This window comes from Rhizobacter sp. Root1221, from assembly GCF_001425785.1.
Taxonomy (GTDB): Bacteria; Pseudomonadota; Gammaproteobacteria; order Burkholderiales; family Burkholderiaceae_C; genus Rhizobacter.
This window is the reverse complement of record NZ_LMDI01000030.1, coordinates 21,532-44,145: the sequence shown is the minus strand read 5'-3', so window position 1 is coordinate 44,145 and position 22,614 is coordinate 21,532. Positions and strand designations below refer to the sequence as shown.

The following is a 22,614-nucleotide window of genomic DNA, read 5'->3' as shown; positions in this document are numbered from 1 at the left end:
TGTGATCAGCTACGGTAGTCGGCGTTGATCTTGACGTAGTCGTAGCTCAGGTCACAGGTCCAGACGGTGGAGGTGGCGCTGCCTCGTTTGAGGTCCACGCGCACGGTGATCTCGGCCTGTTTCATCACCCGCGCGCCGTCTTCCTCGCGGTAGGCGGGGTTGCGGCCGCCGTCGACGGCCACGGACACGTCGTCGAGGAACAGATCGATCTTCGTCTGGTCGAGGTCGGTGATGCCGGCATAGCCCACGGCAGCGAGGATGCGGCCGAGGTTCGGGTCGCTGGCAAAGAACGCGGTCTTCACGAGGGGCGAATGCGCGATGGCGTAGGCCACCTGGCGGCACTCGTCCTCGGTGCGGCCACCGTCGATCTGCACGGCAATGAACTTGGTGGCACCTTCGCCGTCGCGCACGATGGCCTGGGCCAGGCGCTCGGCCACGTCGATGACGGCAGCCTTCAGCAGGGCACCATCACCGCTGTCGAACGAGGCGATGGGTGTGTTGCCGGCCTGGCCGGTGGCCACGACCACAAACGAGTCGTTCGTGGAGGTGTCGCCGTCGATCGTGATGCGGTTGAAGGAACGGTTGGCCGCCTCGGTGACCAGCGACTGCACGAGGCCCGGGGCGATGGCCGCGTCGGTGGCGAGGAAACCGAGCATGGTGGCCATGTTCGGGCGGATCATGCCGGCGCCCTTGCTGATGCCGGTGATGGTGACGGTGCGCCCGCCGATCGTGATGCGCTTCGACACAGCCTTCGGCACGGTGTCGGTGGTCATGATGGCCTCGGCGGCCGCGGCCCAGTTGTCTTCCTTCAGGTCATCGAGCGCGGCCGGCAGGCCGGCGGCGATGCGGTCGGTAGGCAGCGGCTCCATGATGACGCCGGTGGAAAACGGGAGCACCTGTTCCGGGGCCAGCTCGAGGTGGCGGGCCAGCGCGACACAGGTGGAAAACGCGCGCACGAGGCCATCTTCACCGGTGCCTGCGTTCGCGTTGCCGGTGTTGATCACGAGCGCACGGGTACCCACGCCCGCGGCCAGGTGCTTCTGGCACAGCTGCACGGGAGCGGCGCAGAAGCGGTTGGTGGTGAACACGCCGGCCACCTGGGCACCCTCGGGCACGGTGATGACCGTCAGGTCGCGTCGGTTCGCCTTGCGCACCCCGGCCATCGCGATGCCGAGCTTGACGCCAGGCACGGGGAACAGGTCACTGGGATTCGGGGCTTGCAGGTTGACGGGCATCTCGGGGCTCGGGGTTGGAAAAGGAGGATGGCGGCACGGTGTGTCGCGCGCTGGTCAGCGTAACGCCAACGGCCCGCGAACGCAAAGGGATCGCCCATCGAAAACGGAGCCCGAGGGCTCCGTCTGGTCACACACGCTGGCGCAGGTGGTTCAGCTCAGCTTGCCGTGGCACTGCTTGTACTTCTTGCCACTGCCACAAGGGCACGGGTCGTTGCGGCCCACCTTGGGCAGCCCGCCGTCGGGCATCGTGCTGGGATCGGTTTCCTGCGCGATGCTGCCGTCTTCGTTCGGGTGCGTGTAGGTGATGTTGCTGATGGCGTCGGCACGGTCCTCGATGGCCTCGGCCGCCTCGGCCACCTGCTCCTGGCTCTGGATGCGCACGGTCAGCAGGATGCGGGTGACGTCCATCTTCACCACGTCGAGCAGCTGGCTGAAGAGTTCGAAGGCCTCGCGCTTGTATTCCTGCTTCGGGTTCTTCTGGGCGTAGCCGCGCAGGTGGATACCCTGGCGCAGGTAGTCGAGCGCGGCCAGGTGCTCGCGCCAGTGCTGGTCGATCGACTGCAGGAAGATCATGCGTTCGAACGGCAGGAACTGCTCGGCACCCACACGCTGGAGCTTGTCGTTGAAGACGTCGTGGCCGGCCTTGACCACCAACTCGCGGATGTCGTCGTCGGTGATGGTGTTGCTCTTCTCGACGGTGGCCTTCAGCGGCACGTCGAGCTGCCATTCGTCACGCAACACCTTCTCGAGACCGTCCAGGTCCCACTGCTCCTCGAGGCTTTCGGCGGGCACATACGTGCGCACCACGTCGATCAGCGTGCTGGCGCGCAGGTTGGTGACCTGCTCTTCGAGCGATGCCGCCTCCAGGATTTCGTTGCGCTGCTGGTAGATGACCTTGCGCTGGTCGTTCGAGACGTCGTCGTACTCGAGCAGCTGCTTGCGCACGTCGAAGTTGCGGGCCTCGACCTTGCGCTGGGCGCTTTCGATGCTGCGCGAGACGATGCCGGCCTCGATGGCCTCGCCTTCGGGCATCTTCAGGCGCTCCATGATGGCGCGCACACGGTCGCCCGCGAAAATGCGCATCAGCGAGTCTTCGAGGGACAGGTAGAAGCGCGACGAGCCCGGGTCGCCCTGGCGGCCCGAACGGCCACGCAGCTGGTTGTCGATGCGGCGCGATTCGTGGCGTTCGGTGGCGATGATGCGCAAGCCACCGGCAGCCTTGACCTGGTCGTGCAGGCCCTGCCATTCGTCGTGCAGCTGCTTGGCGCGTGCCGCCTTCTCCTCGTCGGGCAGCGCCGGGTCGGCTTCGATCAGTTGCACCTGGCGCTCGACGTTGCCGCCGAGCACGATGTCGGTGCCGCGGCCGGCCATGTTGGTGGCGATGGTGATCACGCCAGGGCGCCCGGCCTGCGCGACGATCTCGGCTTCCTTCGCATGCTGCTTGGCGTTGAGCACCTGGTGCGGCAGGTCAGCCTTTTTCAGCAGGCCCGAGATCAGTTCGGAGTTCTCGATGGAGGTGGTACCCACCAGCACCGGCTGGCCCCGCTCGTGGCAGTCCCGGATGTCGAGGATGACGGCGTTGAACTTTTCCTTGTCGGTCTTGTAGACCAGGTCGAGTTCGTCCTTGCGGGCCGTGGGCTTGTTCGGCGGCACGATCACGGTTTCCAGGCTGTAGATTTCCTGGAATTCGTACGCCTCGGTGTCGGCCGTGCCGGTCATGCCACCGAGCTTGCCGTACATGCGGAAGTAGTTCTGGAACGTGATGGACGCGAGCGTCTGGTTCTCGCTCTGGATCTTCACGCCTTCCTTGGCCTCGACGGCCTGGTGCAGGCCGTCCGACCAGCGGCGGCCCGTCATCAGGCGGCCGGTGAATTCGTCGACGATCACCACTTCGCCTTCCTGGACGACGTAGTGCTGGTCGCGGTTGTACAGGTGGCGTGCGCGCAGTGCCGCGTACACGTGGTGCATCAGCGAGATGTTGGCCGCGTCGTACAGGCTGGCGCCTTCGGCCAGCAGGCCGGCCTCGGACAGGATGCGCTCGGCGTTCTCGTGGCCGTCTTCGGTGAGGAAGACCTGGTGCGATTTTTCATCGACGGTGAAGTCGCCCGGATCGATCACGCCTTCGCCGGTGCGCAGGTCGAGTTCGCCGATCTGCTTTTTCAGCTTGGGCACCACGGCGTTGATGCGCACGTAGAGCTCGGTGTGGTCTTCGGCCTGGCCGCTGATGATCAGCGGCGTGCGGGCTTCGTCGATCAGGATGGAGTCGACCTCGTCGACGATGGCGTAGGTGAGGCCGCGCTGCACGCGGTCGGCCGTCTCGTAGACCATGTTGTCGCGCAGGTAGTCGAAGCCGAACTCGTTGTTCGTGCCGTAGGTGACGTCGGCGGCGTAAGCGGCCTGCTTCTGCTCGCGCGGCATCTGCGGCAGGTTCACGCCCACCGACAGGCCGAGGAAGTTGTACAGCTTGCCCATCCACTCGGCATCGCGCCGGGCGAGGTAGTCGTTGACCGTGACGACGTGAACGCCCAACCCCGTCAGGGCGTTCAGGTACACGGGCAGCGTGGCCATCAGCGTCTTGCCTTCGCCGGTGCGCATCTCGGCGATCTTGCCGCCGGTGAGGGCCATGCCGCCGATCAGCTGCACGTCGAAGTGGCGCATCTTCAGCACGCGCTTGCCGGCCTCGCGCACGACGGCGAAGGCTTCGGGCAGCAGTTGGTCGAGCGTCTCGCCGTTGGCCACGCGTTGCCTGAATTCGGCGGTCTTGGCCTGCAGCGCGGCGTCGTCCAGAACCTCGAACTGCGGCTCCAGTGCGTTGACTCGCTGCACCACCTGACGGTACTGCTTGAGCAGCCGGTCGTTGCGGCTACCGAAAATCTGGGTGAGAAGCTTGGGCAACATGCAGCGTCGGGGAAGTTGGAGGGGCAAACATGCAAATGGGCCGGGCATTGCCCGACCCACACGCGAAGAGACTACGCCCAGATGGGACCACGCCTGCCGATTGCAAGGCGCGTCACATCGGGTCGGCGGCGAAAGCCGCGGATTTTAGCACCGGGGTTCAGCAGTCCCCGGGAGGGTCAATGACTCTTGGCAGGTGTCGCGTCCGCCTGCTGCGTGGGCACGGCCCCCTTGCCCGCCAGGAACTTGGCGGGGTCCTGCTGGACGCCCTCCACCATCACCTCGAAATGCAGGTGCGGCCCGGTGGACCGCCCCGTGGTGCCCACCTCGGCCACCACCTGGCCGCGCTTGACCAGGTCGCCGGCCTTCACGAGGATCTTCGACGTGTGTGCGTAGCGGGTCACGAGGCCGTTGCCATGGTCCACCTCGAGCAGGTTGCCGTAGGCGGGATGGTAGTCGGTGGAGCGCACCACGCCGCCGGCGGCGGCCATGATGGCAGTACCGGAATCGGCAGGGAAGTCGAGGCCCGTGTGCAGCGCGGCGCGGCCGGTGAACGGGTCGCTGCGGAAACCGAAGCCGGACCCGATGGGACCGTTCAGCGGGCGGGAGTTGGGCACCATCAGCGACGACAGGCGGCGCTCGAACAGGCGCGACTCCACCAGCGTGAAGAGGTCGGAGCTCTGCTCGGCCGACGCGTCGAGCGAAGACACCAGGTCGTTGAGCTGCTGCATGGACGACGACTTGGCCGGCACGAACGGACCACCCTGGCCGCCGCCCTTCACGGGCGCGGGTTCGACCAGCTGGCGCAATTCCTCGGGCTTGACCCCGGCCAGGCCCGACACCCGCTCGCCCATGGCCTCCAGGCGCACGAGCTTGGCTTGCATCTCGCCCACCTTCTGGGCCATGGCGTCGAGGTTCTCGCGCATGAAGCGGTCGCGTTGGGCGAACTCGTCGCGCACCACCAGCCGCACCACCTGGCTCACCACCGGCCAGCCTTCGCGGGCGGCCTTCAGGAAGACCGCGTGATAGATGGTGCCAGACAGGCCCATCAGCACCACCATGAGGAACACGAGCGCCGCCGCCAGCTGCAGCCGGTTGAAGCTGAGCACGCGCGTTTTTGCCAATGTCCCGTGGGTGATCAAGATCTGCATCGTCGTTAAACTCCTCGCGGTGAAACCTCGTCGCCCCATGACCCCTGACGCCCTTCGAATCGAAGAGGCCATCAGCCGCAGCACGCCCCTGGCGCGCCTGCAGCACCTGCTGAAAGAATCACAAGCTCGCCTGGCGGTGGTGCGGTCCGTGGTGCCCCCGGCCCTGGGCCCCCACCTGAAACCCGGCCCCATCGACGAAGCGGGCTGGACGCTGCTGGTGGCCAATGCCGCGGTGGGCGCGAAAGTGCGCCAACTGCTGCCCCGCCTCGAAGACGCATTACGGGCCCGAGGGATGCAGGTTACTGCAATCAGAATACGGGTTCAATGAGGCCCCCTACGGCGCTTCGCGCCGGTCCCCCCGAGGGGGAGCCCGCGGTCGCCCGGGGGACCCGGGCTCGGCGGTGGCTTGATTTGGCGCTTCGCGTTGCTCGCTTGACGCTTCGCGTTCGCGTTCCCGGGCTTCGCTTCGCTCGCCCTGTTGCTACTCGCGTCATCCCGGCGTAGGCCGGGATCTTCAGCATTGGTGCGGGTTGTGGGCGCTTTGAACGCCCTGGGCCTTCGTTCGATCCGGTGGATGAACGTGGCCCCTTGTCTTGAAAATGGTGCCCCCGGCAGGAATCGAACCCGCGACCTTCGGTTTACAAAACCGCTGCTCTACCAACTGAGCTACAAGGGCTGAATCTGTGATTCTAGCGACGCAACTGTCACTATTTGATGCGCTTGAGCGACGGGCGGCCGCCACCGGGTGCCGGGGGTTCCGGCGTGGTGGGGCTGTCGCCCGGTTCGCCTTCGGGCGCATCGGGGGTGGTGGCCTGCTGCGGCTGGCCGTCGGTGCTGGCCAGGCGCAGCCCGCCGCCTGAGGCCGGCGCCGGACGTTCAGCGGCGGCCGGGGAGGCCTCCGCCACATCGCCCGCGGCCGGCGTGTGCACTTCGGTGGGTGCCGGGAACGCCATGCCCTGCCCGTTTTCACGGGCGTAGATGGCGATCACGTGGTCCACCGGCACGATGATGTCGCGCGATGTGCCGCCGAAGCGGGCCTTGAACTCGATGTACTCGTTGCCGAGTTTCATGCCCGTCGTGGCCTCGAAGCCCACGTTCAGCACGATCTCGTTGTTCTTCACGTATTCCATCGGCACCTTGACGCTGGCATCGACGAACACCGCGATGTACGGCGTGAAGCCGTTGTCGGTGCACCAGTCGTGCAGGGCACGGATCAGGTACGGGCGCGTCGACGTGCCGTTGTTGCCGGGTGCGGTTGGAATCATGAAACGAGGCTCTCGTGCTGTGCCGTGATCAACTTACTTGCGCATGACCTTTTCGGACGGCGTCAGTGCCTCGATGTACGCCGGGCGCGAGAAGATGCGTTCCGCGTACTTCAGCAGCGGCACGGCATTCTTCGACATGTCGATGCCGTAGTAGTCGAGGCGCCACAGCAGCGGGGCGATCGCGACATCGAGCATCGAGAAGTCGTCACCGAGCATGAACTTGTTCTTCAGGAAGATCGGGGCGAGCTGGGTCAGGCGATCGCGGATCTGGGCGCGGGCCTTCTCGAGCTGCTTGTCGTTCGGCTTGATGTTGCGCGACTCGAGCACGTTGACGTGGGCGAACAGCTCCTTCTCGAAGTTGAGCAGGAACAGGCGCACGCGGGCGCGGGCCACCGGGTCCCCGGGCATCAGCTGCGGGTGCGGGAAGCGCTCGTCGATGTACTCGTTGATGATGTGCGACTCGTACAGGATCAGGTCGCGTTCGACCAAGATCGGCACTTCGTTGTACGGGTTCATCAACTGGATGTCTTCGGGCTTCGCGAAGAGATCGACGTCGCGAATTTCGAAGTCCATGCCCTTTTCGAACAGAACGAAGCGGCAACGGTGCGAGTAAGGGCAGGTCGTTCCGGAGTAAAGCACCATCATGGTGGCGGCTCCTTTTGGGCTGGAGAGGTAGCGGGAAAAGTGCAAACGGAGCAGACGAACCGCCAGGGCGGCGTCCACTCCGTTGGCGCACGGGATCGTGCCGCACGGGGGATCACCAAGCGGCGACCCGTCCGCACGGACTGGTTATTTGATGTCTTTCCAGTACGCGGCGTTCAGTCGCCACGCAATGACGGTGAACACCGACAGGAAGAGCAGCACCCACACGCCGAGGCGCACGCGGTGGTTCTGGGCCGGCTCGCCCATCCACTGCATGTAGCCCACGAGGTCGGCGACGGCGTCGTCGTACTGCACCTGGGTCAGTTGGCCCGGGGTGAGCTGCTCGAAGCCGGCGAACCGGTGGGTGGTCTTGCCTTCGTGGTGCGGGTCGGCCTCTTCGACGTACTTGGCGGTGCGCTGGCCCTGCAATTCCCACAGCACGTGCGGCATGCCGACGCTCGGGAACGCGAGGTTGTTCCAGCCCGTGGCCTTCGTGTCGTCGCGGTAGTAGGAACGCAGGTAGGTGTAGAGGTAGTCGGCGCCGGAGCCCTTGCCGATGTCGGCACGCGAGCGGGCGATGACGGTCAGGTCGGGCGGGGTGCCGCCGAACCAGTCCTTGGCCTGCTTCGGATCGAGCGCCACCTTCATGGTGTCACCGACCTTCTCGGTGGTGAACATCAGGTTCTGCTTGATCTGGTCCTCGGTGAGGTTCAGGTCGCGCAGGCGGTTGTAGCGCATGAACGCGGCCGAGTGGCAGTTCAGGCAGTAGTTGACGAACAGCTTGGCGCCGTTCTGGAGCGACGCCACGTCGGTCAGCTTGGCCGTGGGGAACTTGTCCCAGGCCACGCCGCCTTCGGACGCCGACACCTGCGACGTCAGGCACAGCGACGTCAGGAGGATGAGGATCAGTTTCTTCATGGTGTGGATTTCCGTCAGGCGTCGGCTCAATGGGCGTGGAAGACCACGCGATCGGGGACGGGCTTGGATTGGCCGATGCGGCTCCACCAGGGCATCAGGATGAAGAAGCCGAAGTAGAACAGCGTGCCGATCTGGGAGACACGCTCGCCCACCGGGGACGGCGGCTGCACACCCAGGTAGCCGAGCACCACGAACACCAACACGAAGACCGCGTACATCCACTTGTGCCACGTGGGGCGGTAGCGGATGGACTTGGCTTCGGCGTAGTCGAGCCAGGGCAGGAAGAACATGATGATGACGGCACCGCCCATCACGACCACACCCCAGAACTTCGGCTCGAACGTCAGCAGCAGCGCGGCGGCCACCAGCGCGACGACGGCAATGGCTGCCTTCACCGCGGCCGGGAAGCGGCCCTTGACGATGGCGAGCACGGCGCCGAGGCCGATCAGGGCAACGAACACGTAGACCAGCTCGGTGGTGGTGGCACGCAGCATCGAGTAGTACGGCGTGAAGTACCAGACCGGGGCGATGTGCGCCGGGGTCTTCAGCGGGTCGGCCGGGATGAAGTTGTTGTACTCGAGGAAGTAGCCGCCGAACTCGGGCGCGAAGAACAGGATGGCCGAGAAGGCGATCAGGAACACGCTCACGCCGAAGATGTCGTGGACGGTGTAGTACGGGTGGAATGGGATGCCGTCGAGCGGGCGGCCCAGGGCGTCCTTCCTGGACTTGATTTCCACGCCGTCGGGGTTGTTGGAACCCACTTCGTGCAGCGCGATGATGTGCGCGACGACCAGGCCCAGCAGCACGAGCGGCACGGCGATCACGTGGAAGCTGAAGAAGCGGTTCAGGGTGGCGTCGGACACCACGTAGTCGCCACGGATCAGCAGCGCCAGGTCAGGGCCCACGAACGGCACCGACGCGAACAGGTTCACGATCACCTGGGCGCCCCAGTACGACATCTGGCCCCACGGCAGCAGGTAGCCCATGAAGGCCTCGGCCATCAGGCAGAGGAAGATGGCGCAGCCGAAGATCCAGACGAGTTCACGCGGCTTGCGGTAGCTGCCGTAGATCATGCCGCGGAACATGTGCAGGTACACCACCACGAAGAACGCCGAGGCGCCGGTGGAGTGCATGTAGCGGATGAGCCAGCCCCACGGCACGTCGCGCATGATGTACTCGACCGATGCGAATGCCAGCGTGGCATCGGGCTTGTAGTGCATCACGAGGAAGATGCCGGTGACGATCTGGATCACGAGGACCAGGAGCGCCAGCGAACCGAAGATGTACCAGAAGTTGAAGTTCTTCGGAGCGTAGTACTCGCTCATGTGCTCTTTGTAGAGCTTGCTGGCGGGGAAGCGGTTGTCGACCCAGTTCAACAGCTTCTCGGCCACGGGGGCGTTGGCGGCGACTTGTTTGAATTCAGCCATGGGGGAAATCTCCTGGAATGCCGTGACTGACTGCCGTCAGGCCTTTTTGTCTTCGCCGATGACCAAGCGCGTGTCGGACAGGTACATGTGCGGCGGCACCTCGAGGTTGTCGGGTGCGGGCTTGTTCTTGAAGACGCGGCCGGCCATGTCGAAGGTGGAGCCGTGGCACGGGCACAGGAAACCGCCTTGCCAGTCGTCCGGGAGCGAGGCTTGCGGGCCCGGGACGAACTTGTCGGACGGGGAGCAGCCGAGGTGGGTGCAGATGCCGACGGTGACCAGGAATTCGGGCTTGATGGACCGGTACTCGTTGCGGGCGTACTCGGGCGTGAGTTCCGAGGGCTTGCGCTCCGACTTCGGGTCGGCCAGCTGGCCGTCGAGCTTGGCGAGGGCGTCGAGTTGGGCCTTCGTGCGGCGCACGATCCAGACGGGCTTGCCGCGCCATTCGACGGTGAGCTTCTCGCCTTCTTTCAGGCCACCGATGTCGACCTCGACGGCGGCGCCGGCGGCGCGGGCGCGCTCGGACGGCTGGAAGGTGCTGACAAAGGGAACGGCGACGGCCACGCCACCCACCACACCGGCACAACTGGAGGCGATGAGCCAGGTGCGTTTGCCGCTGTCGACTTGCTGGTCACTCATGGGATTCCTCGAACGAAGACTTCTGATCTTGGGTAACCCGGCATTCTAACGGGTGTGTCAAGGGGTCAGAGCATCACCTGCCGTCCGAGTTGCGCAACGCAGACAAGGCAGCACCCGCGCCGGGTGTGAACGGCCGTGGAAAATCACCAGACGGCCATCCCAGGAAGCGTGTGAACGTTGACAATAGCCGCCAACAACAGCTCGACCAATCTGGAGAGAGACCATGGGATTCGTGACCGAGTTCAAGCAGTTCGCGATGAAGGGCAACGTCGTCGACCTCGCCGTGGGCGTGATCATCGGCGCCGCGTTCGGCAAGATCGTCGACTCGATCGTCAAGGACCTGATCATGCCGCTCGTGGGCAAGGTGATCGGCGGCCTGGATTTCTCGAGTTATTTCATCATGCTGTCGCCCCCGCCCGCGGGCTATGCCGGCCCCATGACGTACGAGGGGCTCAGCAAGGCCGGGGTGCCGCTCTTCGCCTACGGCAACTTCCTGACCGTGGCGTTGAACTTCGTCATCCTCGCGTTGATCATCTTCGTGATGGTCAAGCAGATCAACCGGCTCAAGAAGGAGGAACCCGAGGCGCCCGCGGCCACGCCGGAAGACGTGGTGCTGCTCCGCGAAATCCGCGACGCGCTGAAGAAGTGATTTCCAGCCGGGGTGGCCGCACCGTCGTGAACTGCTGCGCACCGGCCGGCGCCGGCTTGCTGCAGTGCGGAACAGCCCGTTTTCGTTTGGGGCCATACTTGCGTGACTTGCACGCCGGTTTCGCCCTCCTGCGCGTGTCCCGGCCGGACCCGCGGTGTTGTTCGACATGAACCTGACCGATCCACGCTCACAAGCCGCCTTCGACGCGGCGATCAACCACATGCGAACGACCACGGCGGCCGTGGCGGATCGCGTGGCCACCCACCTGGGCATCCTGGCCTCGGGGGCCCAGCGGGTGTTCGAACGCGACCTCCTCATCAACGCCCAGCTCGACCTGCGCCGCAACATGAGCAACTACGTGCTCACGCTGGGCGACACGCTCAGCAAGCGGGTGGCCCGCGAGGTGAGTCCGCAGCACGAACCCAGCCGCAAGCTGGCCGAGACCGACTGGCAATCGCTCAGCCTCGTCAATGACGACGAGGTCGAGGAGCGCATGTTCGCCGACCGCATCAGCCAGGCCATCGCCCTCGGCTGCGAATGGGAACTCCGTGACCTGGCCGCCTTCACCGGCGCGATGCTCGGCATCGGCCGGGCCGACCACGACCGCAACCCGCTTCGCCCCGAGGTGCTAGGTGCCGCCGTGTACCGCGCCATCTGCAGCATCACCAACGACATCGAGAGCCGCAAGGTGCTCGCCCGCGAGCTGGGCGCCGCCCTGTCGAAGGTGATGCCCGAGTGCTACCGCGACATCGCGGGCGACTTCCGGGCCCGCGGCATCCAGCCGGTGAGCCTGTCCGTGCGGGGCGTCGAGGGGCCGGGCAACGACTTCGGCCGCGACCGGGTCATCTCCGGCTACGACACGCTGCGCCACGACACCGGTTCGTCCACCCGGGCCGGCGGCTTCGACACCACCACCACCGCCTCGGAATTCGACGGCGCCCTGCCCCACCACTCCGGGCCGGGGGGCCACCCCACGGGCAGCGGGCGCACGGCATCCGGCGCCTGGGGCTCCTCCGGTTCCGGCCGCGGCCCGGGCCAGGCCGGCGCCGGCCGCTTCACGCCGCGCCCGGGCGTTTCGCCCCAGGCCGACGCCGAGCTGATGACGCTGATCCGCCGGCTCACGTTCCTCGCCAGCCGGCCCGCCGAGCTGAGCGACCTGGGCGGACTGGGCCACGGCGGCGGCGCCACCACCGGGTCGGGCGCCGGCCTCGGCGGCGCCAGCGCACCCATGCCGTTCTCGGCCAGCCGGCCGGGGCAGCCGGCCATGATGGCCGTCAACATGATCCGGGCGCACCGCGACGAGTTGCGCCAGGCCTCCACGGGCACGCTCGACCACATGGTCATCGACGTGGTGGGCAGCCTGTTCGACCAGATCCTGTCGGACCCGCGGGTGCCGCCTCAGATGGCGCGCCAGATTGCCCGGCTGCAGCTGCCCGTGCTGCGCGTGGCCCTGAGTGACCAGACCTTCTTCTCGTCGCGCAAGCACCCTGTGCGGCGTTTCGTGAACCGCATCGCCTCGCTCGCGCTCGCCTTCGAGGAATTCGACAGCGGCCCGGGCCAGCAGTTCCTGGCCCGCGTGCGCGAACTGGTCCAGGAGATCGTCGAGGGCGATTTCGACCAGATGGAGGTGTACACCGCCAAGGTCGCGTCGCTCGAGAACTTCATCGCCCAACAGGCCAAGGAAGACGTGTCGCAGGCGTCCGAGGCAGTCTCGGTCGTCAACAACAAGGAATCCGACCTGCGGGTGCAGCAGCGCTACATGCTGCAACTGCAGACCGCCCTGGCCCCGCTGGCCCTGCAGGACTACCTGCGTGACTTCCTGTCCCAGGTGTGGAGCCAGGCGCTGGCGCTCGGCACGCGCAAGGAAGGCCCGCAGTCCGAGATCGTGCAGCGGCTGCGCCGCGCGGGCCGCGACCTGGTGATGAGCGTGCAGCCGAAGGGTTCGCCGGCGCTGCGCAAGAAGTTCCTGATGCAGCTGCCGCCGCTGATGAAGGACCTCAACGAGGGCCTGCGGCTGATCGGTTGGCCCGAGGCGGCGCAGAAGGAATTCTTCAGCCGCCTGCTGCCCGCGCATGCGGAGTCGCTCAAGGGCCAGCCCATGACGGAGCTGGAATACAACCTCCTGGCCAAGCAGCTGGAGGGGGTGTTCAACACACCGGTGCCGGAAACCGACGCGCTGCTGCGCGACGTGCCGATGACCTCCACCGGTGCGTCACCCATCGAGCCGCAGTTCACGCCCGAAGAAGCCAAGCGCATCGGCCTCGTCGAGGAAAATGCCGTCAACTGGGCGGGCGAGATCGACATCGACCTGTCGGCCGGCCCCGAAGCCGAGCCGGTGTCGAGCGACCAGAGCACCACGCCCGGCGAGCTGGACCTCGACCTGTCGGCCGTGGGCCTCGACATCAACCTCGACGCCCCACCCGACCCGTCCGAGCCGCCCACCCAGGGCGCCCACCTCATCGACCACGTGCGCCTGGGGTTCGCGTACCAGATGAACCTGAACGACGAATGGCAGAAGGTGCGGTTGAGCTACGTCAGCCCGGGCCGCGCGTTTTTCGTGTTCACGCGAGGCAAGCGCCACACCGAGACGGTGTCGCTCACGTCGCGCATGCTGTCGCGCATGTGCGAGACCGGCCGTTTCCGCGCCTTCGAGAGCGCGTACCTGATGGAACGGGCCACGGCCCGCGCCCGCAAGCAGCTGGCGGCGTTGTCGAAGGGCAAGGGCGACAAGGGCGCCACCGACCGGGCACCGCTCGGGAAGCGCTGACCTCGGTCATCCCGGCCGGGATGGCAGCCCCCTCTCAGCCTCTCAGCCCGCCAGCACCCGCGCCATCCGCACCGCTGCCATCAGGCTGGCGGGGTCGGCGCGCCCGGTGCCGGCCAGGTCGAACGCCGTGCCATGGTCGGGGCTGGTGCGCACGAACGGCAGCCCCAGTGTCACGTTGACGCCCTGCTCCACACCCAGGTACTTCACCGGGATCAGCCCATGGTCGTGGGTCATGGCCACCACCACGTCGAACTCGCCTGGGTGACCCGGCACGTTCCGGGCGCGCATGAACACGGTGTCGGGCGCAAACGGGCCGCTGGCGTCGATGCCCTGGGCCCGGGCCGCCTCCACCGCGGGGCCGATCACGCGCAGTTCCTCGTCGCCGAACAACCCGCCCTCCCCTGCGTGCGGGTTCAACCCGGCCACGGCGATGCGCGGGCGCACCACGCCGAACTGGCGCACCGACGCGTCGGCGATGCGGATGGTCTCGCACACGGCGTCGAACGTCACGGCATCGATGGCCCGCCGCAAGGACAGGTGGATGGTGACGAGCACCGTGCGGAGTTCGTCGTTGGCCAGCATCATGCGCACCGGCGGCAGCGGCTGCCCGGGATCGACCGACAGCGCCTGCAACATCTCCGTGTGCCCGGGAAACGCCACACCGGCCGCCGACAGCGCTTCCTTGTGGATGGGCGCGGTGACGATGGCCCTTCCGTCACCGGCACGGACCCGCCGCACCGCCTCGCGGATGCACGCCGCCGCCGCGGCGCCGGCCCGCGCGTCGATGTGCCCGAACGGCACCTGCGACAGGTTGGCCGGCAGGCCGGTCACCTGCAGCACCGGCACCGCACCGGCGGGCAAGGCGGCCAAGCCGTCGAACCCGTCGACGGGCACCACGACGGCCCCGCCGCCCACGACGTCGGCGGCACGGCGCATCGCGGGCACGTCGCCCAGCACGACGGCGCCTTGCGCCTGCCCGGACACGAACGCCTGCACGAGGATCTCGGGGCCGACACCGGCCACGTCGCCCATCGTCAGCAGCAGCGGTGCAGGCGCGCTCATGCCGGGTTGTCGATCTCGATGAACTCGTGGACCAGCCCGAACTTCTCGGCGATGTGGGCGCCGAGCGCAGGGGCGCCGTAGCGTTCGCTCGCATGGTGGCCGCAGGCAAAAAAGGCCACGCCGGTTTCCCGCGCGAGATGGGCCTGGGGCTCGGAGATCTCGCCGGTGATGTAGGCGTCCGCCCCGGCGGCGATGGCCCCCTCGAAGTAGCCCTGCGCGCCTCCGGTGCACCAGGCCACGCGGCGGATCTGCCGGCCGGGCGCGCCATCCACCACGACCGGGTCGCGGTTGAGGCGGAACTTCAGCAAGGCCCCCAGCCCGGCCGTGGTCAGCGGCTGCGACGGCGTGCCGATGAAGCCGAGGTCCTGGTCGCCGAACCGGGCATCGGCGGAAAACTTCAGGCGGTGGCCGAACTGGGCGTTATTGCCCAGGTGCGGGTGGGCATCGAGCGGCAGGTGGTAGGCGAACAGGTTGATCTGGTGCGTGAGCAGCAGCTCGATGCGCTTTTTCATCCAGCCCGTGATGCGGCCCTCATACCCCTTCCAGAAGAGGCCGTGGTGCACCAGCACGGCATCGGCCTGCTGGGCGACCGCCGCCTCGATGAACGCGAGGCTGGCCGTGACACCGGAGACGACCTTGCCAACCCCGTCCTTGCCCTCGACCTGAAGTCCATTCGGACCATAATCCCTGAACTTCCCCACCTCGAGCAAGGTGTTCAGATAGGACTCGATTTCGGTGCGTGGGGTCATGGAACAGGATGTCGGTGATGCGCAAGACGTGGCTCATTTTCTCCCAAGCGGTCACCGTATCGGTGGCAGTGTTGTTTGTCGTCGCCACCTTGAAGCCCGATTGGCTCCGGGGAGGCAACCACACGGGCATGTTGCCCAACATCGTCTCGATCATCGAGGCCGCCCCCACGGCCGAAGGGTCAGCCAGCGGGGTGCAGCGGGTGCTCAGCTACAGCAGTGCGGCCAAACGGGCCACCCCGGCGGTCGTCAGCATCACGGCCAGCAAGGCGCCAGCCCGCAACCCGCACGAAAACGACCCGTGGTTCCGTTTCTTCTTCGGTGAGGAAGGCCAGAACCGGCAGCAGCAACCGCAGGTGGGGCTGGGCTCGGGCGTGATCGTTTCGGCCGAGGGCTACCTGCTCACCAACAACCACGTGATCGAGGGCGCCGACGACATCGAAGTGCAATTGCCCGACCGCCGCCAGGTGCGCGCCGAAGTGGTGGGCACCGACCCCGAGACCGACGTGGCCGTGCTCAAGATCAAGCTCGACAAGCTGCCGGTCATCGCGTTTGGCAGCGCCGACACGCTGGAGGTGGGTGACGTGGTGCTGGCCATCGGCAACCCCTTCGGCGTGGGCCAGACGGTGACGTCGGGCATCGTCAGCGCGCTCGGGCGCAACCAGCTCGGCATCAACACGTTCGAGAACTTCATCCAGACCGATGCGGCCATCAACCCCGGCAACTCGGGTGGCGCCCTCGTCGACCCGAACGGCAACCTGCTGGGCATCAACACCGCCATCTACTCGCGCAGCGGCGGCAGCCTGGGCATCGGCTTCGCGATCCCTGTCTCCACGGCCCGCCAGGTGATGGAAGGCCTGATCAAGGATGGCCAGGTCACCCGCGGCTGGATCGGCGTGGAACCCCGCGACCTCACGCCCGAGATCGCGGAAACCTTCAACCTGCCCATCCAGCAGGGTGTGCTGATCACCGGGGTGCTGCAAAACGGCCCCGCCAGCGCCGGCGGTGTGCGGCCGGGCGACGTGGTCACCAAGGTGGGCGACAAGCCCGTCGTCAACGTCTCGCAGCTGCTGACGGCCGTGGCGGCGCTCAAGCCGCAGGACAAGACGGTGATCGGCGTGCAGCGCGGGGAAAAAGCGCTGGAGCTGAAAGTGACGGTGGCCCAGCGGCCGAAGGTCTCGGCAAAACGGGAGTGATTGCGCCCCCCACGTCGCTTCGCTCCTGCCCCCCCGAGGGGGGCGCCCCGGGTCGCCCGGGAGACCCGGGCTCGCGGGTAGCTTGATCTGTCGCTCGCTGCGCTTGGCTCCCCTGGCGCACGCGCTTCGGGGCTTTGCCGCTTCGCTCGCTCGCCCGATGCTTGTCGTTCCAGCGGAAGCCCGGACCCATTGGGCCGGTGGGCCACGACTTTCGTCGGGGTGACCAGAGAACCAGCCGATGCGCAGCGAGGCGAAGCGAGCCGGCACCCTTGATGCGCGGGATAGGTAACGGTGCCGCTGGAGNCGACTTTCGTCGGGGTGACCAGAGAACCAGCCGATGCGCAGCGAGGCGAAGCGAGCCGGCACCCTTGATGCGCGGGATAGGTAACGGTGCCGCTGGAGACAGTGGTCGCGCGGGGGATTGGCCACTCGAAGCGCCCGAGCAAAGTTCCGGGAAGCTGGTGTTCGAGCGCATCTTTGGGTTACCTTTCTGGGCGCGACCAGAAAGGTAACTCGGCTGCCGGGCCGAGTCCCGGCGCGGCCTCGCCAGAGAAAAACCACATCCCGCAGCAAACAGGGGGAGACGGGGCAGCCCCCCGTCGATCAACCCGTCGGCGGGGTAGACCCTTCCGCAGGCGCCTGCGTGTGCCGTATGAACACCACCGCAGCCCAGATACCACACTCGTACAGCAGGCACATGGGGATGGCCAGGGCCAGCTGCGACACCACGTCGGGCGGGGTGATGACCGCGGCGATGATGAACGCGATGACGATGAAGTAGCCGCGGAAGGCCTTCAACTTGTCGATGGTGACGAGGCCCATGCGGGCCAGCAGCACCACCACTACGGGCACCTCGAACGCGGCGCCGAACGCGATGAACATGCTCATCACGAAGCTCAGGTACGCCTCGACATCCGGCGCGGCGGTGATGGTCTTGGGTGCAAAGCTCTGGATGAACCGGAACACCTGCCCGAACACGAAAAAGTAGCAGAACGCCACGCCCAGCAGGAACAGGATGGTGCTGGAGATCACGAGCGGCAGCACGAGCTTCTTCTCGTGCATGTAGAGGCCGGGGGCCACGAAGGCCCACACCTGGTACAGCACGATGGGCAGCGCCAGCAGGAAGGCGGCCATCAGGGTCACCTTCAGCGGCACCATGAACGGCGAGATCACGCTGGTGGCGATCATGGCACCACCCGACGGCAGCGTGGCGATCATGGGGTGGGCGAGCAACTCGAAGAGCCCGGCCGGCCCCGGCCACAGCGCGAGCGCGCCAAAACACACGCCGATGGCCACCACGGACCGGATGAGCCGGTCGCGCAGTTCGATCAGGTGGGAAACGAAGGGCTGTTCAGTCCCTTCCAGTTCGTCGTTCATGTGTGTCCGGCCGGTGTTGACCGGGCCCTGGTGCGGTGGTGTCGGGAGTCAGGAGGGCCTGGAGCCCCAAGAATCCGGTCGAAAAATCGGACCGGAGCATCAGGCCGAAGAACCGGGCGGCCGGAAGCGCGCCACCCGCGCGGCACCCGACTGCGCCTTGCCGCGCACGCCGTGGCGCTGCTTGTACCACTGCGGCATGGCCGACTGGCGCAGGCGCCAGCGCTTCTTGGGGTGCTTGTACTCAGGCACCGGCGTGAGGCCTTCGTGGAGGCCGCCGCTGAACGAGGGCGGTTCCGCATCGTTCCACGCGGCATTCAGGTCGCCAGTGGTTTGGTGGATCTGCTCGGAGACAGACTTCTCGACGTTGCGCGCGGCGTCCTCGACCTCGCTCTTCATCTTCTTGAGCTCGTCGAGCTCGATGGAGCGGTTCACCTCGGCCTTCACATCGGCCACGTAACGCTGCGCCTTGCCGATCAGGTGGCCCACGGTGCGGGCCACGCGCGGCAGCTTTTCAGGCCCGATCACGATCAGCGCAACGGCGCTGATCAGGGCGATCTTGTCGAAGCCGAAGTCGATCATGAGGCGGGGCGCCCGACGTTGGCCGAGTGCGCGTTGGACATCACGACTTGGACTTCGCTTCCACGTCCACCGTGTTGGGGTCGGCTGCCTTGTTGGCGGCGACCTGCTGCGACGGGTCGGCCGGCGCTGCGCCGCCGTCCTTCACGCCGTCCTTGAAGCCCTTGACGGCGCCACCGAGGTCGGAGCCGATGTTCTTCAGCTTTTTCGTGCCGAACACCAACACCACGATCACCAGCACGATGAGCCAGTGCCAAATGCTGAACGAACCCATGATCTGTCTCCTGAAGGAATGTGAGGATTTTAGGCGAAGCGCGGGAAGTGGCCCGAAGTGGCCGGCTTCACCCCTTCGCCCAGGGGCGGGGACCGCCGATCACGTGCATGTGGAGGTGATAAACCTCCTGCCCGCCGTCGGACCCGGTGTTGATGACGGTGCGGAACCCGTTGGTGGCGCCCTGCTCGCGTGCGAGGCGCGGCGCCAGTGCCAGCATGCGCCCGAGCATGCCAGCGTGCTGTGACGCGTCGGTGTCGTACAGGGTGGCGATGTGGTTTTTCGGGACGACGAGCACGTGCACCGGCGCCCACGGCGCGATGTCGTGGAACGCGAGGAATTCGTCGTCCTCGTAGGCCTTGCGGCTCGGGATCTGGCCGGCAACGATCTTGCAGAAGATGCAGCTGTGGTCAACGTTCATGGTGGGCGGGCCGTGTCATTGCGGCATCGGGGTGTTGGAGTTGAGGTTCACCCAGCCGCGCACGACACGGTAGAGGAACCACAGCGAGATCAGTGCCCAGGCGATCCAGCCCGGGAAGAACAGCAGCAGCCACAACGGCAACGTGACGACGTAGAGGATGCCGGCCCACAGCACCGACCGGATGCGCCACGCGAAGTGGCTTTGCTGCCAGTTGCCGGTGGCTTCGTCCTTCTTCACCAGGTCGAGGATGAAGGCGATGAGCAGCAGCACGATGCTGGCCTGGGCGCCCGGCAGCACGGCGGCCACGGCCACGATGGCATGCAGCGCGTAGCTGATGTGCCCGATGGTCTTGAGGCCCTGCTCTTTCTCGCTGAGTGTCACGAGGTCGTTCATGTGCCGTCACCCTCCCGTGCCTTGAGATTGCGTGCCGCGAACTCTTCCAGGCCTGAGAGCCCTTCACGGCGTTCCAGTTCCGCCAGCACGTCGGCAGGCGACATCCCGAAGGCTTCCAGCGCCAGCATGGAGTGGAACCACAGGTCGGCCACCTCGTAGACGAGCTTTTTCGGGTCGCCGTCCTTCGCGGCCATGACCGTTTCGGTGGCTTCTTCACCGATCTTCTTGAGGATGGCGTCGGTGCCCTTGTGGAAAAGCCGCGCGACGTAGCTCTTGTCGGGGTCGCCGCCACGCCGCTGGGCGATCACCTCGGCGAGGCGGGCGAGCGTGTCGTTGCCGTTCGGGGTGCTCATTTGTAGATGCGCTCCGGGTCTTTCAGCACCGGCTCCACGGTGTGCCAGGCGCCGTCCTTGTATTGCTGGAAAAAGCAGCTGTGCCGGCCGGTGTGGCAGGCGATGCCGGGCGCGTGCCCGTTCTGCGTGACCTTCAGCAGCACCACGTCGTTGTCGCAGTCCATGCGGATCTCGTGCACGGTTTGCGTGTGGCCGGATTCCTCGCCCTTGTGCCACAGGCGCCCGCGCGAGCGGCTCCAGTACACGGCTTCGCCCAGCTCGGCCGTCTGGGCAAGCGCTTCACGGTTCATGAACGCGAACATCAGCACGTCGTTCGTGCCGACTTCCTGCGCGATCACGGGGACGAGGCCGTTGCTGTCCCATTGGATGTCGTTGAGCCAGTTCATCGGATGAGTGTAACCATCGGGGAAGGTCAGTTGCCGTGGGTGGCCCCCGAGAAACCACGTTCTTCGGCGAACCATTCCAGCACGGGGATCGTGCCAGGCAGCACCGGGCCCACGGCCACCGGCAGCGTCTGCCAGGCCATCGACTGCTGCTCGCGCATCTCGAACTCGCCCCGCCAGTCGTACACCTTGCAGAAATGCAGGCGCACGCGGGCGTGCGGGTAGTCCATGAGTTCGATGCGCCACGGGTGGGCTTCGCCGATCGTGATGCCCAGTTCCTCGTGCAACTCGCGCCGAAGCGCCTGCTCCACCGATTCGCCCACCTCCAGCTTGCCGCCCGGGTACTCCCAGTAGCCGGCGTACACCTTGCCCTCGGGGCGGGACGTGAGCAGGAAACGGCCGTCGGCATCGATCAGCACGCCCACGGCCACGTCGACCGGGGTGCGTTCGGTCGCCTCGCTCATGCGAGCCTCCCGCTGAAATCCTTCGCGAACTGGAAGGCCACCCGGCCGGACCGGGAGCCGCGTTCCAGGGCCCACACGAGGCTTTCCTGGCGGCAGGCGGCGATGTCGGCCTCGGACACCCCGAAGCCGCGCAGCCACTGGCCCACGATGGCGAGGTACTCGTCCTGGCTGAACGGGTAGAAGCTCACCCAGAGGCCGAACCGTTCGCTGAGGGAAATCTTTTCCTCGACGCCTTCGCCCGGGTGCACCTCGCCGTCCTCGGTGTGCTTGTACGTGAGGTTCTCCTTCATGTACTCGGGCAGCAGGTGGCGGCGGTTGCTGGTGGCGTAGACCAGCACGTTGTCGGCCGATTGCGAGACCGTGCCGTCGAGGATGGACTTCAACTCCTTGTAGCCGGGTTCGCCGTCGTCGAAGCTCAGGTCGTCGCAGAACACGATGAACTTCTCGGGGAGGTCGGTGACGAGGTCGAGGATGTCGGGCAGGTCCACCAGGTCGGCCTTGTCCACCTCGATCAAGCGCAAGCCCTGGCCGGCGAACTCGTTCAGGCAGGCCTTCACGAGCGAACTCTTGCCCGTGCCACGGGCGCCGGTGAGGAGCACGTTGTTGGCGGCGTGGCCCGCCACGAACTGGGCGGTGTTGCGCAGCAGGCGCTCTTTCTGGGCGTCCACCTCGACGATGTGGGCCAGCCGGATGTGCGCCACGTGGCGCACCGGCTCCAGGCGGCTCGACCCCGACCGCTTGCGGTAGCGGAAGGCCACCGACGCGGACCAGTCGGGCGCTTCCAGCGGGTGGGGCAGCACCGCCTCGAGGCGGGTGATCAGCGACTCGGCGCGCGAGATCAGGTGTTGGAGGGCGTCGGGGGCGATGGGCATGGCGTGGGCGATGACGGGGAAACCGCAGGCAGTTTACCGGGGCCCGGTCCACCAGGGATTTCTCTATGTCGCCCGCAATTTACTTTGCGCAACATGTCGGCAGCGCGCGGCAGCTTCAAGCCGTTCGCCCTCGGTGACTGCCCGGCCATGCCGGCACGGGCGGCACTTTCCAAGTCAAAGAACTGGAGACAAGACCATGAAGACCAACGCAAAGTGGATTGCAGCTGCGGCCCTGGCCGCGTGTTCCGTGGGGCCCGCGATGGCCCAGGGCGAACCAGTCGTGTTCGTGCACGGCTACGGCGGCAACTCGGGCAATTTCAGCTCGATCATGTCCCGCATGACCGCAAGCGGTTACCCCGCCGGCAAGCTGTACGGGTTCAACTACAACTCGCTGCTGGTGAGCGATACCGCCAGCGGCCGTGAACTGGCCTCGTACGTGCGCAACGTGCGGGCGCAGAACGGCAACGCGAAGGTCGCCATCGTGGCGCACTCGAACGGGGGACTCGTGACCCGCTCGTTCCTCGTCAACGAAGGCGGCCAGGCCGCCACCCGCCGGTTCGTGAGCCTCGGCTCGCCTCACTCGGGCACCACGTCGGCCTGGGCCTGTTTCAGCCCGGCCTGCTTCGACATGCGCGCCGGCTCGCTGTTCCTGCTGGCCCTGGCCGGGCGCGGTTGCGACCGGTCGTTGTGGTCGCCCGTGGACGGCGTGATCCTGCCGGCCGCCAGCGCCCGCTGCGGCAGCAGCACGCAGGTGGCCAGCGTGGACCACCTGACGCTCCTGACCAACCAGAGCGTCTACAACAGCGTGCGCGCCGCACTGCAGTAGTCGCCTCGCGCACCCGTTCCAGCCCCGGGCGGGTGTTCCCCTTCAAGGGAAATGTCCGCTTGCCCAGGCTTCGGGGTTCGGTGCAAAGT

23 protein-coding genes, 1 tRNA gene and 2 pseudogenes are annotated in these 22,614 nt (G+C 66.6%); 5 read left to right on the top strand and 21 right to left on the bottom strand.

Annotation, left to right across the window (positions count from 1 at the left end; translation table 11 throughout):
• Positions 1-5: 5 nt before the first annotated feature.
• From argJ to ASC87_RS20175, 3 genes are all read right to left on the bottom strand, one after another.
• On the bottom strand, positions 6-1,235 hold the full coding sequence (gene argJ / locus ASC87_RS20185; protein WP_056666367.1) for a bifunctional glutamate N-acetyltransferase/amino-acid acetyltransferase ArgJ: 1,230 nt from the start codon (positions 1,233-1,235) through the stop codon (positions 6-8).
• A gap of 150 nt (positions 1,236-1,385) precedes the next feature.
• On the bottom strand, positions 1,386-4,133 hold the full coding sequence (secA, locus tag ASC87_RS20180; protein WP_056666361.1) for a preprotein translocase subunit SecA: 2,748 nt from the start codon (positions 4,131-4,133) through the stop codon (positions 1,386-1,388).
• 176 nt (positions 4,134-4,309) lie between these two features.
• Positions 4,310-5,281, bottom strand: a complete 972-nt coding sequence (locus tag ASC87_RS20175; RefSeq protein WP_056666358.1) for a M23 family metallopeptidase — start codon at positions 5,279-5,281, stop codon at positions 4,310-4,312.
• Between ASC87_RS20175 and ASC87_RS20170 the strand changes: the two genes are divergently transcribed.
• A complete protein-coding gene (locus ASC87_RS20170; RefSeq protein ID WP_235582224.1) occupies positions 5,265-5,609 on the top strand; it encodes a DciA family protein in 345 nt (114 codons plus the stop codon). The two genes, ASC87_RS20175 and ASC87_RS20170, sit on opposite strands and share 17 nt — an antisense overlap.
• Before the next feature lie 272 nt (positions 5,610-5,881).
• On the opposite strand, the gene ASC87_RS20165 is transcribed toward ASC87_RS20170, so the two are convergent.
• From ASC87_RS20165 to petA, 6 genes are all read right to left on the bottom strand, one after another.
• Positions 5,882-5,957 (bottom strand) — tRNA-Thr (locus tag ASC87_RS20165).
• A 31-nt stretch (positions 5,958-5,988) separates the two neighbouring features.
• On the bottom strand, positions 5,989-6,546 hold the full coding sequence (locus tag ASC87_RS20160; RefSeq protein ID WP_056666353.1) for a ClpXP protease specificity-enhancing factor: 558 nt from the start codon (positions 6,544-6,546) through the stop codon (positions 5,989-5,991).
• 33 nt (positions 6,547-6,579) lie between these two features.
• Positions 6,580-7,191 carry a glutathione S-transferase N-terminal domain-containing protein gene (locus ASC87_RS20155; RefSeq protein ID WP_056666350.1) on the bottom strand — a complete coding sequence of 204 codons (612 nt, stop codon included), beginning with the start codon at positions 7,189-7,191 and terminating at the stop codon, positions 6,580-6,582.
• A gap of 144 nt (positions 7,192-7,335) precedes the next feature.
• Positions 7,336-8,106: a cytochrome c1 gene (locus ASC87_RS20150; RefSeq protein ID WP_056666348.1), complete on the bottom strand. Its 771-nt coding sequence runs from the start codon at positions 8,104-8,106 to the stop codon at positions 7,336-7,338.
• A gap of 26 nt (positions 8,107-8,132) precedes the next feature.
• Positions 8,133-9,533 (bottom strand): cytochrome bc complex cytochrome b subunit, encoded by a 1,401-nt coding sequence (locus tag ASC87_RS20145; RefSeq protein WP_056666344.1) that lies wholly within the window; start codon positions 9,531-9,533, stop codon positions 8,133-8,135.
• A 36-nt stretch (positions 9,534-9,569) separates the two neighbouring features.
• Entirely contained in the window at positions 9,570-10,169 is a 600-nt protein-coding gene (gene petA, locus ASC87_RS20140) for a ubiquinol-cytochrome c reductase iron-sulfur subunit (protein WP_056666341.1), read from the bottom strand.
• Positions 10,170-10,392: 223 nt separating this feature from the next.
• Here petA and mscL point away from each other — a divergent pair, with 223 nt between their 5' ends.
• Together mscL and ASC87_RS20130 are read left to right on the top strand one after the other, a co-directional pair.
• On the top strand, positions 10,393-10,818 hold the full coding sequence (mscL, locus tag ASC87_RS20135) for a large conductance mechanosensitive channel protein MscL (RefSeq protein ID WP_056666337.1): 426 nt from the start codon (positions 10,393-10,395) through the stop codon (positions 10,816-10,818).
• A gap of 166 nt (positions 10,819-10,984) precedes the next feature.
• On the top strand, positions 10,985-13,585 hold the full coding sequence (locus ASC87_RS20130) for a DUF1631 family protein (protein WP_082568797.1): 2,601 nt from the start codon (positions 10,985-10,987) through the stop codon (positions 13,583-13,585).
• A gap of 42 nt (positions 13,586-13,627) precedes the next feature.
• Here the strand turns inward: ASC87_RS20130 and pdxA are convergent, their stop codons facing one another.
• Both pdxA and ASC87_RS20120 read right to left on the bottom strand, forming a co-directional pair.
• On the bottom strand, positions 13,628-14,647 hold the full coding sequence (gene pdxA / locus ASC87_RS20125; protein WP_235582223.1) for a 4-hydroxythreonine-4-phosphate dehydrogenase PdxA: 1,020 nt from the start codon (positions 14,645-14,647) through the stop codon (positions 13,628-13,630).
• Positions 14,644-15,396, bottom strand: a complete 753-nt coding sequence (locus ASC87_RS20120) for a Nif3-like dinuclear metal center hexameric protein (protein ID WP_056666328.1) — start codon at positions 15,394-15,396, stop codon at positions 14,644-14,646. The genes pdxA and ASC87_RS20120 overlap by 4 nt, the downstream gene beginning before the upstream one ends.
• 17 nt (positions 15,397-15,413) lie before the next feature.
• Between ASC87_RS20120 and ASC87_RS20115 the strand changes: the two genes are divergently transcribed.
• Positions 15,414-16,589, top strand: a complete 1,176-nt coding sequence (locus ASC87_RS20115) for a Do family serine endopeptidase (RefSeq protein WP_056666396.1) — start codon at positions 15,414-15,416, stop codon at positions 16,587-16,589.
• Between the two features lie 603 nt (positions 16,590-17,192).
• On the opposite strand, the gene tatC is transcribed toward ASC87_RS20115, so the two are convergent.
• The 10 genes and pseudogenes from tatC to ASC87_RS20070 all read right to left on the bottom strand — a co-directional run bounded on the left by tatC (position 17,193) and on the right by ASC87_RS20070 (position 21,699).
• Entirely contained in the window at positions 17,193-17,966 is a 774-nt protein-coding gene (gene tatC, locus ASC87_RS20110; RefSeq protein ID WP_056666324.1) for a twin-arginine translocase subunit TatC, read from the bottom strand.
• A gap of 99 nt (positions 17,967-18,065) precedes the next feature.
• Positions 18,066-18,233: pseudogene (gene tatB / locus ASC87_RS33825) on the bottom strand (twin-arginine translocase subunit TatB); the annotation flags it as partial.
• 89 nt (positions 18,234-18,322) lie between these two features.
• A pseudogene (tatB, locus tag ASC87_RS33820) lies at positions 18,323-18,545 on the bottom strand (Sec-independent protein translocase protein TatB); the annotation flags it as partial.
• A gap of 40 nt (positions 18,546-18,585) precedes the next feature.
• Positions 18,586-18,816, bottom strand: a complete 231-nt coding sequence (gene tatA, locus ASC87_RS20100) for a Sec-independent protein translocase subunit TatA (protein WP_056666319.1) — start codon at positions 18,814-18,816, stop codon at positions 18,586-18,588.
• Between the two features lie 67 nt (positions 18,817-18,883).
• Positions 18,884-19,234 carry a histidine triad nucleotide-binding protein gene (locus ASC87_RS20095; RefSeq protein WP_056666315.1) on the bottom strand — a complete coding sequence of 117 codons (351 nt, stop codon included), beginning with the start codon at positions 19,232-19,234 and terminating at the stop codon, positions 18,884-18,886.
• 15 nt (positions 19,235-19,249) lie between these two features.
• Complete coding sequence (locus ASC87_RS20090) at positions 19,250-19,627, bottom strand: hypothetical protein (protein WP_056666312.1); 378 nt, start codon at positions 19,625-19,627, stop codon at positions 19,250-19,252.
• A complete protein-coding gene (locus tag ASC87_RS20085) occupies positions 19,624-19,980 on the bottom strand; it encodes a phosphoribosyl-ATP diphosphatase (RefSeq protein WP_056666308.1) in 357 nt (118 codons plus the stop codon). Before ASC87_RS20085 ends, ASC87_RS20090 begins: the two co-directional genes overlap by 4 nt.
• A complete protein-coding gene (gene hisI, locus ASC87_RS20080) occupies positions 19,977-20,366 on the bottom strand; it encodes a phosphoribosyl-AMP cyclohydrolase (protein WP_056666305.1) in 390 nt (129 codons plus the stop codon). Before hisI ends, ASC87_RS20085 begins: the two co-directional genes overlap by 4 nt.
• Positions 20,367-20,392: 26 nt before the next feature.
• Entirely contained in the window at positions 20,393-20,827 is a 435-nt protein-coding gene (locus ASC87_RS20075) for an NUDIX domain-containing protein (protein WP_056666301.1), read from the bottom strand.
• Positions 20,824-21,699, bottom strand: a complete 876-nt coding sequence (locus ASC87_RS20070) for an ATP-binding protein (RefSeq protein WP_056666296.1) — start codon at positions 21,697-21,699, stop codon at positions 20,824-20,826. Before ASC87_RS20070 ends, ASC87_RS20075 begins: the two co-directional genes overlap by 4 nt.
• Positions 21,700-21,895: 196 nt before the next feature.
• Between ASC87_RS20070 and ASC87_RS20065 the strand changes: the two genes are divergently transcribed.
• Positions 21,896-22,525, top strand: coding sequence for a triacylglycerol lipase (locus ASC87_RS20065; RefSeq protein ID WP_056666292.1), 630 nt, complete (start codon positions 21,896-21,898; stop codon positions 22,523-22,525).
• Positions 22,526-22,614 lie beyond the last annotated feature (89 nt).

What these genes read in the sequence shown, in the direction of transcription:
- argJ (WP_056666367.1), bottom strand. Translation starts at nt 1,235, where the DNA reads ATGCCCGTCAACCTGCAAGCCCCGAATCCCAGTGACCTGTTCCCCGTG.
- secA (WP_056666361.1), bottom strand. Translation starts at nt 4,133, where the DNA reads ATGTTGCCCAAGCTTCTCACCCAGATTTTCGGTAGCCGCAACGACCGG.
- ASC87_RS20175 (WP_056666358.1), bottom strand. Translation starts at nt 5,281, where the DNA reads ATGCAGATCTTGATCACCCACGGGACATTGGCAAAAACGCGCGTGCTC.
- ASC87_RS20160 (WP_056666353.1), bottom strand. Translation starts at nt 6,546, where the DNA reads ATGATTCCAACCGCACCCGGCAACAACGGCACGTCGACGCGCCCGTAC.
- ASC87_RS20155 (WP_056666350.1), bottom strand. Translation starts at nt 7,191, where the DNA reads ATGATGGTGCTTTACTCCGGAACGACCTGCCCTTACTCGCACCGTTGC.
- ASC87_RS20150 (WP_056666348.1), bottom strand. Translation starts at nt 8,106, where the DNA reads ATGAAGAAACTGATCCTCATCCTCCTGACGTCGCTGTGCCTGACGTCG.
- ASC87_RS20145 (WP_056666344.1), bottom strand. Translation starts at nt 9,533, where the DNA reads ATGGCTGAATTCAAACAAGTCGCCGCCAACGCCCCCGTGGCCGAGAAG.
- petA (WP_056666341.1), bottom strand. Translation starts at nt 10,169, where the DNA reads ATGAGTGACCAGCAAGTCGACAGCGGCAAACGCACCTGGCTCATCGCC.
- mscL (WP_056666337.1), top strand. Translation starts at nt 10,393, where the DNA reads ATGGGATTCGTGACCGAGTTCAAGCAGTTCGCGATGAAGGGCAACGTC.
- ASC87_RS20130 (WP_082568797.1), top strand. Translation starts at nt 10,985, where the DNA reads ATGAACCTGACCGATCCACGCTCACAAGCCGCCTTCGACGCGGCGATC.
- pdxA (WP_235582223.1), bottom strand. Translation starts at nt 14,647, where the DNA reads ATGAGCGCGCCTGCACCGCTGCTGCTGACGATGGGCGACGTGGCCGGT.
- ASC87_RS20120 (WP_056666328.1), bottom strand. Translation starts at nt 15,396, where the DNA reads ATGACCCCACGCACCGAAATCGAGTCCTATCTGAACACCTTGCTCGAG.
- ASC87_RS20115 (WP_056666396.1), top strand. Translation starts at nt 15,414, where the DNA reads ATGCGCAAGACGTGGCTCATTTTCTCCCAAGCGGTCACCGTATCGGTG.
- tatC (WP_056666324.1), bottom strand. Translation starts at nt 17,966, where the DNA reads ATGAACGACGAACTGGAAGGGACTGAACAGCCCTTCGTTTCCCACCTG.
- tatA (WP_056666319.1), bottom strand. Translation starts at nt 18,816, where the DNA reads ATGGGTTCGTTCAGCATTTGGCACTGGCTCATCGTGCTGGTGATCGTG.
- ASC87_RS20095 (WP_056666315.1), bottom strand. Translation starts at nt 19,234, where the DNA reads ATGAACGTTGACCACAGCTGCATCTTCTGCAAGATCGTTGCCGGCCAG.
- ASC87_RS20090 (WP_056666312.1), bottom strand. Translation starts at nt 19,627, where the DNA reads ATGAACGACCTCGTGACACTCAGCGAGAAAGAGCAGGGCCTCAAGACC.
- ASC87_RS20085 (WP_056666308.1), bottom strand. Translation starts at nt 19,980, where the DNA reads ATGAGCACCCCGAACGGCAACGACACGCTCGCCCGCCTCGCCGAGGTG.
- hisI (WP_056666305.1), bottom strand. Translation starts at nt 20,366, where the DNA reads ATGAACTGGCTCAACGACATCCAATGGGACAGCAACGGCCTCGTCCCC.
- ASC87_RS20075 (WP_056666301.1), bottom strand. Translation starts at nt 20,827, where the DNA reads ATGAGCGAGGCGACCGAACGCACCCCGGTCGACGTGGCCGTGGGCGTG.
- ASC87_RS20070 (WP_056666296.1), bottom strand. Translation starts at nt 21,699, where the DNA reads ATGCCCATCGCCCCCGACGCCCTCCAACACCTGATCTCGCGCGCCGAG.
- ASC87_RS20065 (WP_056666292.1), top strand. Translation starts at nt 21,896, where the DNA reads ATGAAGACCAACGCAAAGTGGATTGCAGCTGCGGCCCTGGCCGCGTGT.